The organism is Candidatus Omnitrophota bacterium (assembly GCA_041648975.1).
In the GTDB taxonomy this organism is placed as follows: Bacteria; Omnitrophota; Gorgyraeia; order 2-01-FULL-45-10; family 2-01-FULL-45-10; genus JAQUSE01.
Map to the genome: position 1 here is coordinate 1 of JBAZNZ010000028.1, position 18115 is coordinate 18115.

Here is an 18115-nt window from a genome sequence, read left to right on the forward strand (position 1 = left end):
TCACATCCTGGGGGTGGAGAAGCTCCCAAGGGTCCGGCTGTTCGCCGGTTAAAGTGGTACGTGAGCTGGGTTCAGAACGTCGTAAGACAGTTCGGTCCCTATCTGATGCAGGCGTAGGATATTTGAGGAGGGCTGTTCCTAGTACGAGAGGACCGGAACAGACGAACCGACGGTGTTCCAGTTATCACGCCAGTGGTAGTTGCTGGGTAGCCGCGTTCGGAAAGGATAAGCGCTGAAGGCATCTAAGCGCGAAGCCCTCTCCAAGAATAGATATCCCTGAAGACGCCACGGAGACTACGTGGTTGATAGGCGCTAAGTGTACGAGCCGTAAGGTTTTAAGCTTAAGCGTACTAATCCGTCGTTCGGCTTGACCTTTTTAATTAAGCGATAAGCTGTAAGCCGTAAGCTATAAGCGTTAAAAACTTATAGCCTAAAGCTTACAGCTTATAGCTGATACTCGATTAGCCCGTTACAAGACTTATTGTGTGTTGTTCGAGGTTTTGAAGAAAAAATTGTCGGTGTTCTGAGCGAGGGGGTCACACCCGTTCCCATTCCGAATACGGAAGTTAAGCCCCTCAGCGCTGATGGTACTTACCGGGCAACTGGTTGGGAGAGTAAGCCAATGCCGGCTTAATTTAAACCGCGCAGCAGACTAACGTTTGCTGCGCGGTTTTTTATTCAAATTTTTCGGGTCCCCGCCTGCCAGCGAGAGACTGCTTCAGGCGGGCAGGCTGCCGCGGCTTGGACTTTTTCTTCAAAAGGGCTCGTATGGGTTTATCCCGCCATCTGTTTAGCTCGGGGCGGGATCCCGCCTCAAGTCTCACTCCGGGCGGGACAATCTATCACGGGTATATTCTGTGCGCGTATCTATGTATCCCGAACTATAGTCTTTAACATTCGGGCACCCCATCCGTTCCTGCCACCCGTAAGCATAAAGGCAGGAACGGGTTTACAATCTGTAGTCGTAGGGGAGGTTTAAACCTCCCCTACGACATAAGCGCGTATCTATATGCCCGAACCATTCTTGCTGTATTCGGGACACCCCATCCCTGCCCGCCAGACTTAGCTTGCTGCGATCAGGCGGGCATACTTCGCCCTTATCATAAAAAGTCTCAAGCCGCGTCACCCGAAAAATTTCCCAACCACACTTCCATATATCTGTTTCCCCAGTAAAATTTTTCTACCCGTACAGGAAAACCTAAGCCGACGTTATGATGAGCACATTGTCCCGCCTAGAGTCTAACGCGGGGCGGGATCCCGCCCCGCGTATATTTCTGGGCGGGGAAAATATTTCTGCTCGCCAGCTAAAGTAAAATATTTTGTGCCACGAGGCAGCTACCGGCAGGCTGCTCTTGAGGCGTAAATTTTGACAAGGTTATAGATACCACCCAAGATAATAGGAGCCATAGTCCCCATAAGGGCAGCAACGACATATTAATCTCCCCTTACATAAAACGTTTGATGTCAAAATTAGCCGAAGGAGCACCTGCCGGTAAAGCTGCTAAAGATAAACAGTCACAAAATATTTTAATTAACAATTCTAAACTTGGCCGTTCGTATAACTCACGGCACCTGGTAAATGGACTTATTTAACAAACTTGACAAAAACAGTCAACTATGGTATAAATAAGACTATGGCCTCGGCCTGAGGCCTCGGCACTTAGCAAAACTGGGAGGCTGAATTAACTTGAAGCTATCGACGAAATCGACATACGGACTGCGGGCGATGCTGAATATAGCGATGAACGGGCGAGAGCACGCGATCTCCATAGCGGACATATCCAAAAGGGAGGGCATATCCGCTTCATACCTGGAGCAGTTATTGAATAAATTGCGCCATGACGGGCTGATCAGGAGCGTCCGCGGCCCAAAAGGCGGATATACGCTGTCGCGCAGAGCCGATGCGATAACCGTAGAGGACATAGTGGACGCGCTGGAAGGCGGGATATATCCGGTCCACTGCGCAGCGAATTCGTCCTGCAAAAAAAGCGGCGGATGCGTTCCCAAGATAGTATGGCTGAAGCTGGCAAAAGCGATAGGCGACTGTCTGGGGGCAATAACATTAAAAGATCTATGCCTGGAGGCAAAAAGGATCGAAAAATAACGAGGTTAATATGAGAAAAGTATATTTGGATAATAACGCGACAACAAGGATGCGCGCGGAAGTACTGGAGGCGATGCTTCCGTATTATAAGGATGTATACGGCAACGCCTCGAGCGTGCACGAATTCGGACGGACGGCCAGGCGCGCCGTCGACGATGCGAGGCAGAAGGTCGCCGATTTCCTTGGCGCCGCGAGCCCCGAGGAGATTATATTCACGTCCGGAGGCACCGAAGCCGACAATCTCGCTGTTAAAGGCATCGCGCATGCCCTGAGAGCCAAGGGCGATCACATCATAACGTCCGCAATAGAGCATCACGCCGTCCTGAACACATGCAAATTTCTGGAGAAGGAAGGATATAAGGTCACGTATCTGAAGGTGGATAAAGATGGGGTAGTTGACCTCGGCGGATTGGAAAAAGCGATCACCCCCAAGACGATCCTCATTACCGTAATGTACGCGAATAACGAGGTCGGGACCATAGAGCCTGTTGAAGAGATATCAAAAATAGCAAGAGGGAAAGGGATATATTTTCATACGGACGCCGTTCAGGCCGCGGGTAAGATCCCCTTTGGACTGAAGACTCTCGGCGTTGACCTTGCGTCCATATCAGGCCATAAGATCTACGGGCCGAAGGGCATAGGCGCCCTGTATATAAAGAAGGGCACTAAGATCACTCCCCAGATGTTCGGCGGCCACCACGAGATGGGCAAACGCGCCGGTACCGAGAACGTAGCGGGCATCATCGGCCTCGGAAGGGCGGCTGAGCTTTCCAAATCGGAGGTTTCGGAAGAAGCGAAGACGTTGACGGAATTGAGAGATCGGCTATATAAAGGGATCGCGTCAAAGATAGAGGACGTTACACTGAACGGCCATCCTCAAGACAGGTTGCCGAATACGCTCAATGTGAGATTTAAGTACCTCGAAGGCGAAGGCATAATCTTAAGCCTCGACATGGAAGGTGTAGCGGTGTCAACGGGCTCAGCATGCACATCCGGAAGCCTTGAGCCGTCGCATGTCCTTACCGCAATGGGAATAGACCCCGCCCAGACCCAGGGTTCGATAAGATTTTCATTGGGCAAGGACAATATGAAGGAAGATATAGATTACGTTATTGAAACGCTGCCGCCTATTATAAAGCGGCTAAGGGACATGTCGCCGTTGTTTGAAAAGAAAAAGTTGTAAGCTGTAAGTTATAAGTTGTAAGTATGTGAAAAGACAAGTTTTTACTTATCACCTACAACTTATGACTTACGACTAAAGTCTGTAGACGAGGAGATAAAAATGGAAGGACAATATTCGGAAAAGGTAATGGAGCATTTCAGAAACCCGCGTAACGTCGGGGAGATCCCGGACGCGAGCGGTGTAGGCAACGTGGGAAATCCCGTCTGCGGGGACATAATGCGGCTTTATATAAAAGTCGATGAAAATGAAGTTATAACCGACGCGAAATTTAAAACTTTCGGGTGTGGCGCGGCCATCGCTACGTCCAGCATGGTAACGGAGCTTGTAAAAGGCAAGACGATCCAGGAGGCGCTTAAGGTGTCGAATCACGCTGTCGCGGAAGCGCTCGGCGGACTGCCGAAAATCAAGATGCATTGCTCGGTCCTGGCTGAACAGGCCTTGAGATCGGCCATCGACGACTACCTGGCAAAGAAAAAAAAGGCTTAAATAAGGCATGAACCCCGCCCATCCTATGATGGGTTAGGGGGTTGGGGAGGATGAGCGGGGTGAAGCACAAGATAAGGAAGCACATAAAAGAGAAAATAAAAGCTTATTCGGAACTTGAAAAATCCGAAAAAAGTGGTATAATAAAGAATAAGCTTTTTAATGAGGAGGAATTTAAAACAGCGGAAGTTGTGATGTTTTACGTCTCGTTAAAGGATGAAGTAAATACGCTTTCTATGATAGACGAGGCGCTAAAGGCGGGAAAGAGGGTTTGCGTTCCTGTGATCTTAAAAGAAGAAAAACGACTTATAGCAGGCGAAATAAAGGATAGAAAAGTGGATCTGGAAAGCCAGCATTTTGGAATCTATCAGCCCAAAGAGGGCAAGGTGAAAGAGGTTCCTTTGCACGATATAGACCTAATTGTTGTCCCCGGCGTGGCATTTGACAAAAAGAACGTCAGGCTGGGCAGGGGGCACGGTTATTACGACAGGTTCCTATGCGGCTTACCGGATACTGCCAAGACGATAGGTCTTGCCTTCGATTTCCAGGTCGTTGATGATCTTCCCAAAGACTCACACGATATCCCCGTCTCAAAAACCATCACAGCATAGTGACTCAAATCCATAGTGATTAAGCGATTAGACGCTTAGATTTCGCTTTTGTTATTAAGCGATTAAGTTATGTTTTATACTTAATCACTTAATCGCCAAGCGTGTCTTGCCTGAGAATTGCTTAATTGCTGCACATTATCTAAGGGGGAAACCATGCCACACAGTGAACTTACGCTTGTATACATAGGGCTTTCGGCTATTGCGGCCGCATTCTTCTTTGCGCTCGGCTATTTGATAAGAAAATACCACGTGAAAAGCAAGCTGAAGAAAGCGGAAGACAAAGCCAGGAAGATGACGGAGACCGCGAAGGACGAAGCGGACAAGATCCGGCATGAGGCGGAGCTTCAGGCCAAAGACCTTCTCTTGAAGACGAGGTCGGAATTCGAAAAGGAGACCAAAGAGAGGCGCCAGGAATTGATCATCCTGGAGAAGCGGTTGATCCAGAAGGAAGAGAACCTCGACAGGAAGATGGACGTCCTCGACAGGAAGGATAAGGATGTGGAGCGGCGCGACCATTCGCTGGTCGACAAAGAGAAGCTCATGCATTCGAAGGAAAAGGAACTCGACAGGATAGTGCAGGAAGAGAAGGAGAAACTGCAGAATATTTCCGGAATGACCCGCGACGAGGCGAGGAACCTGCTGCTGAAGAAATTGGAAGACGAGGTAAAGCAGGAAGCGGCGATAATGATCAAGAGGACCGAAGAGGAGGCCAAAGAAAAGGCGGACAAGGAAGCGCGGAAGATCATCGGGCTCGCGATCCAGCGATGCGCGGCCGAGCACGCGGTAGAGACTACGGTTAGCGTAGTAAGCCTCCCGAGCGACGAGATGAAGGGCCGTATAATAGGCCGCGAGGGCCGCAATATCCGCGCTCTTGAAATAGCTACAGGCATAGACGTTATAATCGACGATACGCCGGAGGCGGTCATACTCTCCGGGTTCGATCCTATAAAGAGGGAGATAGCGAAGCTGTCCCTGGAGAGATTGCTTCAGGACGGCCGCATCCATCCGGGGAGGATCGAAGAGGTGGTCGAGAAGATCAAAAAAGAGATGGATAACACGATCAAGGAGGAAGGGGAGAAGGCTCTGTTCGAGACGGGCCTGCACGGCCTTCATCCGGAACTGATCAAGCTTTTGGGAAGGCTTAAATACAGGACGAGTTACGGGCAGAATGTCCTGCAGCATTCCAAGGAAGTGGCCCATCTCATGGGCGTCATGGCAAGCGAATTGAAGCTCGACTTCAACCTTGCCAAGAGGATAGGGCTCTTACATGATATTGGAAAAGCCGTAAGCCACGAGGTCGAGGGCACACATTCGAAGTTAGGCAGCGACCTGGCCCGCAAGTTCGGCGAGTCTGAAAATATCTGCCATGCCATCGAGGCCCATCACCAGGACATAGAGCCCAAAACTCTTCTGGCGGTACTGGCCCAGGCCGGGGACGCCATAAGCGCGTCCCGTCCGGGCGCGCGCAGGGAGACATTGGAGACTTACGTAAAACGTCTTGAAAAACTGGAGGCGATTGCGGATTCCTTCAAAGGCGTGGCAAAGGCCTATGCGATACAGGCCGGCCGCGAGATACGCGTTATGGTCCAGCCCGATAAGATAAACGACGCCCAGGCAGCCGTACTGGCAAGGGATATTACGAAGAAGATAGAAGAAGGGCTCGAATATCCGGGACAGATAAAGGTGACTGTGATACGCGAGACGAGAGCAGTGGAGTACGCTAAATGATAAATCCGAAATTCGAATATCGAAATCCGAAACAGTATCAAATGACGAAAATTCGAATAATCAAAGTAGTGATTTCGAATGTTTGAACATTTGATATTCGGATTTGTTTCGAATTTCTAATTTCGTGCTTAGGATTTAAGGAAAGGGTATGATGAGAGTATTATTCATAGGCGACATAGTAGGTGAACCGGGAAGACGGGCGGTCAGGGAGCTGGTCCCAAAGATAGCGAAGAAACACGGCATAGACTTTGTGATCGCTAACGGAGAGAATGTCGCCGGAGGGAGCGGCGTGACGCCGTCCCTGGCGGATGAGCTGCTCAGTTCCGGCGTCGATGTCATTACTTCGGGCGACCATATCTGGAAGAGAAGAGAGATATTGGAATATCTTCAATCAAGCACCAGGCTATTAAGGCCCGCCAACTATCCTTCCGATACCCCGGGTTTTGGCTCAACAGTGGTAAAGTCGGCCTCCGGCGTCGATGTGGGCGTCATAAACCTCATCGGCCGCGTCTTCATGCAGCCCGTAGAGTGCCCTTTCCGAAAGGTCAAGGAAGAGCTTGCGAAGATCAAAAACAGGGCCAGGATAATAGTAGTCGATATGCACGCCGAGGCGACAAGCGAAAAGATCGCGCTCGGATGGTATCTCGACGGGCAAGTGAGCGCTGTCATCGGGACCCACACGCACGTCCAAACCGCCGACGAGAAGATATTGCCCGGAGGCACGGCGTTCCTCTCGGACGCCGGCATGACAGGCCCGTTCGATTCCGTCATAGGAAGAAAGAAGGAGCAGATCCTGTCGAGATTTCTCACCCAGATGCCGGTCAAGTTCGAGATGGCCGAAGGCGATATCCAGCTCCACGGAGCGATAATAGATATAGACGATAAGACCGGCAAAGCCGATTCGATCAAGCGGGTACAGGAGAAGCTGGAAAGATAAATTTAAAGCTGAACGCCACGGCGAAGTTAATAGCTGTCGATAGCTAACATTTTTCGCCATCGTCAGATGGCGGAACTTTTAGGTGCTTGCCGGAGCGACTGTCGTAAAATTTCGATACATTATGGCGATATAGGCTTTATCATCGGAATTTTACCACAGCAAATCGGCATGCCCAATGCCGATTTGCGACAAGCGGAGGCAACACCTGAAAGTAAACGCCTGACTGTAAAGGCGAAAAATATTCTGAATAGGACAGATGAACGAGCAGAAAGAGAAACACATATATTCGGTCTCTGAGCTCACGAAGTATATCCGCGTGATACTCGAGGACTCGTTCCCCGGCATCTGGATCGAGGGCGAGATATCCAATTTTGTCCTGCACTCATCCGGCCATATGTACTTTTCCATGCGCGACGCGAACGCCAGCCTGAAATGCGCCATGTTCAAGCGCGCCAACGAGAAGTTGAAATTCAGGCCCAAAGACGGCATGAAGATAATCTGTTACGGCTCGATTAGCGTCTACGAGGCCCGCGGGGATTACCAGCTTATCGTCGAACAGATCGAGCCTAAGGGCATAGGCGCGCTCCAGCTGCAGTTCCAGCAGTTAAAAGAGAAGCTGCTGAAGGAGGGGTTATTCGACGCGGGGCACAAAGTGCCGATACCGTATCTGCCGACGAGCATAGGCATAGTCACGAGCCCGACGGGAGCGGCGATCCGCGACATACTCAATATAGCCAGAAGAAGGTTCTCGAACGTCGAGATAATAATTAACCCGGTCAAGGTCCAGGGCGAGAGCGCCAGGACCGAGATCGCCGCGGCGATCAGGCAGTTCAACAAATTAAATAATATCGACGTCATGATAGTGACGCGCGGAGGAGGCAGCCTCGAGGACCTGTGGCCTTTCAATGAAGAGGTGGTGGCGCGGGCTATCTACGATTCCGAGATACCCGTCATAAGCGCCGTCGGGCATGAGATAGACTACACCATATCGGATTTTGTTGCGGACTTCAGGGCGCCGACGCCTTCAGCCGCGGCCGAACTCGTGATCCCGAAAAAAGAGGACCTTGCGAACCTTATAGCTACGTCCACGACAAGATTGAAGAATGCGCTCGCCGGGAAGATCAATATATTGGCGGAGAGGCTCGCCACATTGAAGGACAGTTATATCCTGCGCCAGCCGCTCAATATCATCACCCAGTATGAGCAGGAGATCGATGAGCTTCGGAAAGATATCGCCATAAGGATAGACCACATCGTAAAGATGCGGTCGGAAAATTTTAACCTGTTGATAAGTAAGCTTGATGTCCTAAGTCCGCTCGGCATATTGAATAGAGGATATAGTATTACGGCGAAACTGCCGGAAAGCAGTATCATTAAAGACGCGGGATCGCTCAAGGTGAACGATATAGTGGAGACGAGGCTGGGAAAAGGAAAATTCAGGAGTAAGGTAGAGGAAATAGAATAAAGGCAAAAGTGAAAAGTAAAAAGGTAAAAGTTCAAGTAAAAATTAAAAATTTTAAATTTTGAATTGCAATTTTAGCTTTTGCATTTTGACTTTTACCTTAAACGAGGATATTGACTGGAGGAATTATGGCTGAGATGAAATTCGAAGAGGCGCTTAAGAAACTCGAGAAGATAGTCGAGGACCTGGAGGGCGGGAACATCCCGCTCGACGAGTCCCTTGATAAGTATGCCGAGGGCATAAGGCTTTCCAAGGTATGCGCCAAGAAGCTGGAGCTCGCCAGGAAGAAAGTGGAGATACTTTTGAAGTCCGAAGACGGCTCCGTGGAACTGAAGCCGTTCGACGAAAAGAACGCCGAAGAAGAGGCGAGGCCGAAAGAGGCGGATAAGAAGAAAAAAGGCAAGGCGGAAGAAGGCCTATTCTGAAAATTCCCGCAAGGTGGTTATGGATTTTAACAAAGAGATAAGCCGTTTAAGGGCCGTTATTGACAAAAAATTAGACACGCTCCTGCCGTCCGTAAAACAGGAGCCAAAAGCGGTTCACAAGGCGATGCGCTACAGCGTATTCTCCGGCGGAAAAAGGATCAGGCCAATCATTGTCATTGAGGCTTCAAAGGCATGCGGCGCCCTTCGACAAGTTCAGGGCGCCGTCCCGAGCCTGTCGAGGGACGGCGGGAATATAAGCGACGCCGTTATAGCCGGATGCGCCGTAGAATTGGTCCATACCTATTCCCTGATCCACGACGACCTGCCGTCCATGGACGACGATGATTACAGGCGGGGCAAGCCAAGCTGCCACAAGGCGTTTGGGGAAGCGAACGCGATCCTTGCCGGCGACGCGCTTTTGACGCTGGCCTTTAATGTTATCGCAAAGAATCTCAAACCCGGCGTAAGCGCCGGCGCCGCGGCCGAGTTATCCGACGCCATAGGGACATACGGAATGGTCGGAGGGCAGGCCCTTGATATGTCATATTCAGCGGCCCGTCCGGCGAAGGCGGCGGCCTTGAAGCTCATCAATCGTCTTAAAACGGCCAGGCTCTTTGAGGCATCCTCAAAATTGGGCGCTATAACGGCCCGCGCCGGCAGAAAAAATATCAACGCCCTGGCAAGATACGGGGATTTTTTAGGAACGGCATTCCAGATAATCGATGACATACTGGACGACGATGGCTATATGAAAACATTCGGCGTCGAGAATGCGCGAGCCGATACAAAAAGATCGGTAGATAAAGCTAAAAAAGCTTTGAGGGCGTTCGGGAAAAAAGCGGACACTTTGAACTTCATAGCCGACCGCATATTGGAAAGGGCGGATGGGAAGACTGATAGACGGGATAAATAGCCCGGCGGACCTGCGCAAGCTTGAATTCTCGCAGCTGCAGAATGTTGCCGACGAGATACGCGGCGAGATACTGAAGACGGTCTCAAAGACCGGGGGACATATCGCGTCCAGTCTCGGCGCCGTCGAGCTTACCGTGGCGGCGCATTACGTATTTAACACGCCCAAAGACGTCATCCTGTGGGATGTGGGCCACCAGACATACGCGCACAAGATACTGACAGGCAGGCTGAAAAATTTTTCCACCTTAAGACAGCTCGGAGGTTTGAGCGGTTTCCCGAACAAGGAAGAGAACCCGCAGTACGATATATTCACCAGCGGCCACAGCTCGACGTCGATCTCTACGGCTATGGGGCTTGCCGTTGCCCGCGACCTGAAAGGCGGCAAGAACAAAGTGATCGCGGTGATAGGCGACGCCTCCCTCGCCGGAGGTATGTCATTCGAAGCGCTTAATCACGCCGGTCACGCGCAAAAAGACATCATAGTGATACTTAACGACAACGAACGTTCTATCTCGCAAAGTGTCGGGGCGCTCAGCAGGTATCTTAACAGGATACTGGCGAATCCCGCCTACAATAAGATAAGAAGAGACGCCGAACGGCTCGTAAAACGCATACCGTGGTTCGGATTCAGGGCGTACAGAGCGGCCAGAAAGCTGGAAGAGGGGCTAAAGAACCTGCTGATCCCGGGGATGCTTTTTGAAGAGCTGGGATTCAGATACTTCGGCCCTATAGACGGGCACAACATGCCGCAGCTGGTCGCTACGCTCAAGAACCTGGCGGACCTGAACGAGCCTATACTGATCCATGTAATGACCAGGAAAGGGAAAGGATATAAGTTCGCCGAAGAGAATCCGGCGGCATTCCACGGTATAGGCCCTTTTGACCTGCAGACAGGCAAGAAGACAGGCGACGAAAGCGATATAACTTTCACCGAAGCGTTCGGCGACAAGATGGTAGAGCTGGCCGGGAAAGACCCGCGAGTAATAGCCGTAACGGCGGCGATGCTGGACGGCACGGGCCTCAATAAGTTTTCGTCAATGTATCCGGAACGTTTTTTCGATGTGGGCATAGCCGAAGAACATGCCATAGGGTTCAGCGCCGGTCTTGCCAGAAGCGGCATGAAGCCCGTTGTGGCGATATATTCGACCTTTTTGCAGAGAGGTTATGACCAGATAATCCATGACGTGGCCCTGCAGAACCTGCCGGTCATATTCTGCCTGGATAGGGCCGGCCTTGTCGGAGAGGACGGGCCTACTCATCATGGCGTCTTTGATATAGCATATCTGCGCCACATACCGAATCTCGTCTTTATGGCTCCCGCGACCCCCGCCGACCTCAGGGAGATGCTTGAGTTGGCCGTCGGGCTTAATAAGCCTGTTGCCATACGTTATCCCAAAGGTTCGGCTGTCATGTCGGCGCCGTCAGATACGATGGTAGCCGAGGGGAAAGGGAAGATCTTACGGTCCGGAAAAGAGATCGCTATCATCTCTATAGGCAGTATGACCCCTGTGGCGCTGGAGATAGCCGGTATCCTCTCAAAGAAGAGGATAGACGCTACCGTAGCCGACGCGAGGTTCATTAAACCTGTCGACGAAGAGCTTTTGGCCGATATTTTCAGCAGGTTTAAAAAGGTCGTGACCATGGAAGAAGGCGTCCTGGAAGGCGGTTTCGGGTCCGCCGTGCTTGAATTCATGGAAAGGGAAGGGGTAAAAGGGGTCAAGATACGCAGGATCGGCCTTCCCTGCAGATTTGTGGAGCACGGCAAAAGAGGGGAGCTGTTTTTAAAGTATAACTTGACACCCGCCGCTATTTGCGATGTAATTATAAGGGAGGTTATATAAAATTTTTCGCGCCTGAGAGGTTTCCTCTCGGGTGCGGTATCTCAACACCGCACCCTCGGGATACTCTATCCGATGAACGAATAATTTTATATCACAGGAAGAGTGGTATAGGTATGGCGAAGATAAAGATAGATAAAGCAAGGTGCAAGGGCTGTTACCTGTGCGTGGTGAACTGCCCGAACGGCCTTATAAAGATATCCAAAGAGATAAACGCGAGAGGCGTGAAACCCGTATTTTTCTCGGGCGGCGGGTGCACAGGGTGCGCTATGTGCGCGCTTGTATGCCCGGATTGCGGAATAACGGTGTATAAGTAAAGGTATAGTTTATGAGCCATAAGGTTTTGATGTGCGGGAACGAGGCGTGCGGAGAAGGCGCTATAATGGCAGGGTGCAAGTTTTACGCCGGTTACCCGATAACACCGCAGAACGAACTTACGGCATACATGGCAAAGCGCCTTAACGAGACCAACGGGGTCTTCATACAGGCCGAGTCGGAGCTCGCTGCGATAAATATGGTCTTAGGAGCGGCCTGTGTCGGGGAGAGGGCCATGACCTCTTCATCGAGCCCCGGGATAAGCCTGAAGCAGGAAGGCATATCCTATCTGGCCGGATGCGAACTTCCGTGCGTTATCGCAAATATGCAAAGAGGCGGGCCAGGGCTGGGGAACATAGCCCCATCCCAAGGAGATTATTTCCAGGCCGTAAAAGGCGGAGGGCACGGAGACTACAAGATAATAGTGCTGGCGCCCTCGTCGGCCCAGGAGCTTTTGGAATTCACATACCTTGCGTTCGACCTGGCCGATAAATATAGAAATCCCGTGATGATACTTGGAGACGGCCTTTTGGGACAGATGATGGAACCGGTCCACATAAATATGGATCTCGTCCCGCTAAAGGTAGAAAAACCGTGGGCTCTCACAGGCTGCGAGGGCAGGAAACCGAATATAATACGATCGCTTCTGCTGCCCGACGGCGCGCTTGAAGAGCACAATAAAAAACTGCAGAAAAAATTCGCCGGGATCAGGGAAACCGAGATCCGTTTCCAGGGTTTGCATACGAAAGAGAGCGAGATAACGCTGGTCGCTTACGGGTCTGTCGCGAGAATAGCGAAAGCCGGCATGGAGCTCGCGCGCTCCAAAGGCCTGAAGGTCGGCCTGATCAGGCCCATAACGCTGTGGCCGTTCCCGGATAAGGCTCTCGAAGAGGCCTGCGCGAAGACGAAGAAGTTCCTGGTGCTGGAGATGAGCGCCGGCCAGATGGTGGAGGACGTAAAACTGGCGGTGAACGGACGGGCCGAGGTGGCTTTTTACGGCAGGATGGGCGGAGGTATTCCCGACGAAGAAGAGATATTGCGCCAGATCGAGAGCCTGATATGAAGAAAAAGATCAAAGAAATTCAGGAAGCGGAAAATAATATTTTGTTCACGCGGCCCGTGAGCCTTCGCGAAGCGGAAAACCACTATTGCGCCGGCTGCGGGCACGGCATAGTCCACAGGCTCGTATGCAGGGCGATCGACGAATTCGGCATACGCGAAAAGGTTATAGCCGTGGCGCCGGTCGGATGCGCGGTGATAGCGTATGATTATTGGGATTTCGACGTTACAGAAGCCCCGCACGGCAGGACGCCTGCAGTGGCGACGGGCATTAAAAGGATGAGGCCGGACAATATTGTATTTACGTATCAGGGCGACGGAGACCTCGCGGCCATAGGGACGGCGGAGATAATACACGCGGCTAACCGCGGAGAAAATATAACGGTAATATTCGTCAATAACGGCGTATACGGCATGACGGGCGGCCAGATGGCCCCTACGACGCTTGCGGGGCAGAGGACGAGCACCACGATTTACGGCAGGAGCCTGAGGCGCGAGGGCTATCCGATCAAGATGTTGGAGATGCTTGCGGTCCTTCCCGGTGCGAAATATCTGGAGCGCGTGTCGGTCCATTCATCGCAGGAAGTCTTGAGGGCTAAGCGCGCGATAACGAAGGCGTTTAAGATGCAGATAGATAACAAAGGTTTCTCGATGGTGGAGGTCCTGTCGATGTGCCCCACCTATTGGGATATGACGCCGATCCAGGCGGCTGACAGGATAAAGAACGAGGTCAGCACGTTCTATCCGCTCGGCGTAATAAAGAGTTGTTAATTTAGTAACCAGATACCAGTAACCAGAATATGGCAAAGACAAAAACCAGACATGCGGTAAGCGGACATAAAATGGCCAAACGCGTTGCAAGGCGATGCGAGGATATCCTCTGCGCCGGGTTCGGCGGGCAGGGGATAATGTTCATGGGGAAACTCATGGCGCAGGCCGGCCTTATCATGGGTAAGCATGTGACCTGGATGCCGTCTTACGGCGCGGAGGTAAGGGGTGGCACGGCATATTCCATGACAAAGATATCCGACGATGAGATAGCCAACCCGATAATAGCCTCGCCCGACATGCTTATAGTGATGAACGCCCCGTCGCTCGTGAAGTATGAAGGAAAATTGAGAGAAGGCGGCGTACTGATATCTAACAGGTCATTGGTAGGTTATCCGCCGAAGAGAAAAGGCGTGACTATTGTAAATATACCGGCGACCGAAATGGCCGTAAAATTAGGCGACCCCAGATGCGCCAATATGATAGCGATAGGCGCGCTTACAAAGAGATCGAAGGCATTGTCGTTGAAGAACGTCGTTATGGCCTTAAGGAATATATTCAGGAATAAGGAAGAGCTCTTCTTAAGGAATAAAAAAGCCCTCGAAGCGGGATACAAGTTCTGATGGTAAGAGTCCGTTTTGCCCCAAGTCCCACCGGTTATCTCCACATAGGAAGCGCCAGGACAGCCTTATTCAATTGGGTATACGCCAGGCATTACGGCGGCGCGTTCATCCTCCGCATAGAGGATACCGATCTTGTCAGGTCGAAAAATGAATTCCTGGACGAGATAATGACGGACCTTAAATGGCTCGGCATAGGATGGGACGAAGCGCCTATCCGGCAGAGCGAACGCTTCAATGTATACCGCGAGGCGGCCGAAGGACTCCTGAAGCAGGGTAAGGCCTACCGTGAAGGCGAGGCGTACATATTTAAGGTGGAGAAGTCCCGGACGATCGAGATCGACGACATGATACACGGCAAGGTGTCGTTCAATACGGACGATATCAAGGACCAGGTCATGATAAAATCCGACGGCTCGCCTACCTATAACTTCTCATGCGTCATCGACGACGCTTATCTTAAGATCACGCACATAATACGCGGTGACGACCACGTTTCCAATACACCCAAACAGGTGCTTTTCTATGAAGCGCTCGGGCTCGAGGCCCCCCGGTTCGGACATATGCCTCTTATTATGGGCGCGGACGGCGCCAAGCTCTCGAAACGGCACGGCGGAGTCGCGGTAGAAGAGTATAAAAGAGAAGGTTTCCTGCCGGAAGCGCTTGTGAATTACCTGCTGCTTCTCGGCTGGTCGCCGGGAGGCGACCGCGAGATAATCCCTCTTGACGAGGCTGTCAAGTCGTTCGATATCAATGACATGAAGGGCGTCCAGGCGAAGTTCGATCTGCAAAAACTCAGGTGGATGAGCGGAGAGTATATTGCGGCTAAAAAAAATAGCGAGCTCGTCGGACTTATAAAGCAACAGATGAAAGACGCCGGCAAGGAGACAACGGCTGCGGACGAGTTGCTCTCAAAGGTGATAGACCTTTACAAAGTCCGCATAAAGACGCTTTCCGAATTTATTCAGATGACAGACCATTTTTTCGGCGACAATTATTCAGTCGAGGAGAAAGGAGTCGAAAAACATCTAAAGCCCGCGGAGTCGAAGGCTATATTGCGCGATTTTGCGGACAGGATCGAAAAGGTAATCGACTTTTCACATAGCGCTTTAGAACAGGAGTGTCGTAAGATGGCCGAAGAGAAGGGCTTGAAGGCCGGCCAGATAATACATCCGACCCGTGTGGCCATAAGCGGCAAGACCACGGGCGCGGGGCTGTTCGAGATGATGGAAGTCCTGGGAAAAGACAAGGTAATCTCGAGGATGAATAAGGCCGCGGCAGGATAAAACATAGAAATTAATATGACTACTACGCAGAAGAATAACTTTATACGCGAAATAATCGACGAGCACCTGAAGACAAACAGGTTCGCGGGCTTGGTCCACACCCGTTTTCCGCCGGAGCCGAACGGCTATCTCCATATCGGGCACGCCAAGGCGATATGCCTTAATTTCGGGATAGCGCGCGACTATAAAGGATTATGCAACTTGAGGATGGACGACACAAACCCCGAGAAAGAGGAAGTAGAATACGTTAACTCCATAATAGAGGATGTGAAATGGCTCGGCTTCGATTGGGGCGACAGGCTATTCTACGCGTCGGATTATTTCGATAAGCTTTATGAATACGCTGTCCGGCTTATTAAGCTCGGCAAGGCGTATGTATGCGACCTGAATGCCGACGAAATACGCGAATACCGCGGGACGCTCACACAAGCAGGCAAAGACAGTCCGTACCGCAATCGTTCCGCCGATGAGAACCTCGCGCTCTTCGAACGTATGCGAAAAGGCGAATTTCCCGACGGGAGCCGAGTCCTCCGGGCCAGGATAGACATGGCGAGCTCTCACATAATAATGCGCGATCCGGTCGTCTACAGGATAAAGAAGGAGGACCACCACAGGACCGGGAACAAGTGGTGCATCTATCCTATGTACGACTTCGCGCACTGCCTTTCCGATTCGATAGAAGGCATTACCCATTCTATATGTACGCTTGAGTTCGAGAATAACCGCCCGCTGTATGACTGGATACTCGACACCCTCGGCGTCTATCACCCGCAGCAGGTAGAATTCGCGCGGCTAAACTTAAGCAATACGTTGTTGAGTAAGAGGAAACTTCTGCAGCTGGTCGTTGAGAAGCTCGTGGACGGTTGGGACGACCCAAGGATGCCGACTTTGTCGGGACTTCGCAGGCGGGGCTACACTTCCTCGTCGATACGGAATTTCTGCGATGATATAGGCGTGGCGAAGATGGACTCGATCATCGATCTTACGGTGCTCGAGAATTCGATAAGGGAGGAATTAAATAAGACCGCCCCCCGCACTATGGCTGTATTGAGACCTCTGAAGCTCGTCATAACTAATTACCCGCAGGGGAAGACGGAAGAGCTCGACGCTATCAATAATCCGGAAGATCCCGCCTCCGGAACGAGGAAAGTGCCTTTCAGCCGGGAGCTTTATATCGAGCGCGACGATTTCAGGGAAGAACCGCCGCCGAAGTTCTTCAGGCTGGCTCCGGGCAGGGAGGTGCGTCTGCGATATGCCTATTTTGTGAAATGCGTGGAAGCTGTAAAAGACCCGAAAACAGGAGATGTTACGGAACTTAGGTGCACATACGATCCCGAAACGCGCGGCGGCGACGCAAAAGACGGCCGCAAAGTCAAGGCGACTCTGCATTGGGTCTCGGCCGCTCATGCCGTCAGGGCAGAGGCAAGGCTCTACGACTTTCTCTTTACAAAGAGGAACCCGAACGAAGCGCCCGAAGGCGCAGATTTCCGCGCGAATATCAATCCCAATTCGCTCGAGACGCTGAAATCATGCATGGTCGAACCTGTGCTTAAGAATGCGGCGCCGGGCAGCCGGTATCAATTTGAACGAGTGGGCTATTTCTGTCTTGACCCAGTTGCTTTCAAAGACGGTAAGGCGGTTTTTAACAGGATAGTCTCCCTTAAAGACACATGGGCCAAAGAAGAGAAGAAGAGTATTAAAAGAGTTGAAAAATAGCCTATTGTAAGATAAGATTTATACATTCGCTTTCATAGACAAGCAATATTTGCGCCTCAGCGGCTACGATCCTCCTGCTCGTCGGATTGTTTAACGCCGCTTCGGCATCAATTTTGTTTCACAAAATTGACGGGTAGTGTAACGGTAGCACAGCAGCCCTAAACCAGAATCTTAAGGCAGTCAGGCTGCGGACGATTCGGTTTAGGGCTGCCATGAACCGAACGTACCTTAGACAGACTATCTCAACGTTCTGGTTCATGGCAGACTCCCAATTTATGTATTATGCATACGTCTTATATAGCCGGAATAGTAAGAAATTTTATATTGGATATACCTCGGGTTTAGAAAGAAGGTTGCAAGAACATAATAAAGGCCAGGTGCACACAACGAGCAGGATGATAGGCCCGGAGCTTATCTTTTATGAAGCATTTAAGTCTGAAGATGATGCTCGACGCAGAGAATCATATTTTAAAACGACCAAGGGAAAGAAGTCTTTAAGGCTAATATTAAAAAGTTCCTTATCATGTTGACGGGTAGTGTAACGGTAGCACAGCAGCCCTAAACCAGAATCTTAAGGCAGTCAGGCTGCGGACGATTCGGTTTAGGGCTGCCATGAACCGAACGTACCTTAGACAGACTATCTCAACGTTCTGGTTCATGGCAGACTC

At 51.1% G+C, this 18115-nt stretch carries 16 protein-coding genes and 2 rRNA genes; all 18 read left to right on the plus strand.

Annotation, left to right across the window (positions count from 1 at the left end; translation table 11 throughout):
* A 23S ribosomal RNA gene (locus WC592_08305) occupies window positions 1-375 on the plus strand; the annotation flags it as partial.
* Between the two features lie 139 nt (window positions 376-514).
* Window positions 515-631: ribosomal RNA gene (gene rrf / locus WC592_08310) — 5S ribosomal RNA — on the plus strand.
* 1056 nt (window positions 632-1687) lie between these two features.
* Complete coding sequence (locus WC592_08315; protein ID MFA4982450.1) at window positions 1688-2104, plus strand: RrF2 family transcriptional regulator; 417 nt, start codon at window positions 1688-1690, stop codon at window positions 2102-2104.
* Between the two features lie 10 nt (window positions 2105-2114).
* On the plus strand, window positions 2115-3287 hold the full coding sequence (nifS, locus tag WC592_08320) for a cysteine desulfurase NifS (GenBank protein ID MFA4982451.1): 1173 nt from the start codon (window positions 2115-2117) through the stop codon (window positions 3285-3287).
* 99 nt (window positions 3288-3386) lie between these two features.
* Window positions 3387-3773: a Fe-S cluster assembly scaffold protein NifU gene (nifU, locus tag WC592_08325; GenBank protein ID MFA4982452.1), complete on the plus strand. Its 387-nt coding sequence runs from the start codon at window positions 3387-3389 to the stop codon at window positions 3771-3773.
* A gap of 50 nt (window positions 3774-3823) precedes the next feature.
* Window positions 3824-4381, plus strand: coding sequence for a 5-formyltetrahydrofolate cyclo-ligase (locus WC592_08330; GenBank protein ID MFA4982453.1), 558 nt, complete (start codon window positions 3824-3826; stop codon window positions 4379-4381).
* Between the two features lie 153 nt (window positions 4382-4534).
* Complete coding sequence (gene rny / locus WC592_08335) at window positions 4535-6109, plus strand: ribonuclease Y (GenBank protein MFA4982454.1); 1575 nt, start codon at window positions 4535-4537, stop codon at window positions 6107-6109.
* A gap of 151 nt (window positions 6110-6260) precedes the next feature.
* On the plus strand, window positions 6261-7046 hold the full coding sequence (locus tag WC592_08340) for a TIGR00282 family metallophosphoesterase (GenBank protein MFA4982455.1): 786 nt from the start codon (window positions 6261-6263) through the stop codon (window positions 7044-7046).
* Window positions 7047-7302: 256 nt separating this feature from the next.
* Window positions 7303-8511 (plus strand): exodeoxyribonuclease VII large subunit, encoded by a 1209-nt coding sequence (gene xseA / locus WC592_08345; GenBank protein MFA4982456.1) that lies wholly within the window; start codon window positions 7303-7305, stop codon window positions 8509-8511.
* A 125-nt stretch (window positions 8512-8636) separates the two neighbouring features.
* The gene (gene xseB / locus WC592_08350; protein ID MFA4982457.1) at window positions 8637-8933 is read left to right on the plus strand and encodes an exodeoxyribonuclease VII small subunit; all 297 of its coding nucleotides are present in this window, start codon (window positions 8637-8639) and stop codon (window positions 8931-8933) included.
* 19 nt (window positions 8934-8952) lie between these two features.
* Complete coding sequence (locus tag WC592_08355; GenBank protein ID MFA4982458.1) at window positions 8953-9846, plus strand: polyprenyl synthetase family protein; 894 nt, start codon at window positions 8953-8955, stop codon at window positions 9844-9846.
* Window positions 9818-11686, plus strand: coding sequence for a 1-deoxy-D-xylulose-5-phosphate synthase (gene dxs / locus WC592_08360; protein ID MFA4982459.1), 1869 nt, complete (start codon window positions 9818-9820; stop codon window positions 11684-11686). The genes WC592_08355 and dxs overlap by 29 nt, the downstream gene beginning before the upstream one ends.
* A 113-nt stretch (window positions 11687-11799) precedes the next feature.
* A complete protein-coding gene (locus tag WC592_08365) occupies window positions 11800-12000 on the plus strand; it encodes a 4Fe-4S dicluster domain-containing protein (GenBank protein ID MFA4982460.1) in 201 nt (66 codons plus the stop codon).
* An 11-nt stretch (window positions 12001-12011) separates the two neighbouring features.
* Window positions 12012-13061, plus strand: coding sequence for a 3-methyl-2-oxobutanoate dehydrogenase subunit VorB (locus WC592_08370; protein ID MFA4982461.1), 1050 nt, complete (start codon window positions 12012-12014; stop codon window positions 13059-13061).
* A complete protein-coding gene (locus WC592_08375; GenBank protein ID MFA4982462.1) occupies window positions 13058-13828 on the plus strand; it encodes a thiamine pyrophosphate-dependent enzyme in 771 nt (256 codons plus the stop codon). The genes WC592_08370 and WC592_08375 overlap by 4 nt, the downstream gene beginning before the upstream one ends.
* A gap of 29 nt (window positions 13829-13857) precedes the next feature.
* Window positions 13858-14448, plus strand: coding sequence for a 2-oxoacid:acceptor oxidoreductase family protein (locus tag WC592_08380; GenBank protein ID MFA4982463.1), 591 nt, complete (start codon window positions 13858-13860; stop codon window positions 14446-14448).
* Window positions 14448-15731, plus strand: coding sequence for a glutamate--tRNA ligase (gene gltX / locus WC592_08385; protein ID MFA4982464.1), 1284 nt, complete (start codon window positions 14448-14450; stop codon window positions 15729-15731). The genes WC592_08380 and gltX overlap by 1 nt, the downstream gene beginning before the upstream one ends.
* A gap of 15 nt (window positions 15732-15746) precedes the next feature.
* A complete protein-coding gene (locus WC592_08390; GenBank protein ID MFA4982465.1) occupies window positions 15747-17447 on the plus strand; it encodes a glutamine--tRNA ligase/YqeY domain fusion protein in 1701 nt (566 codons plus the stop codon).
* Window positions 17448-18115: the final 668 nt, after the last annotated feature.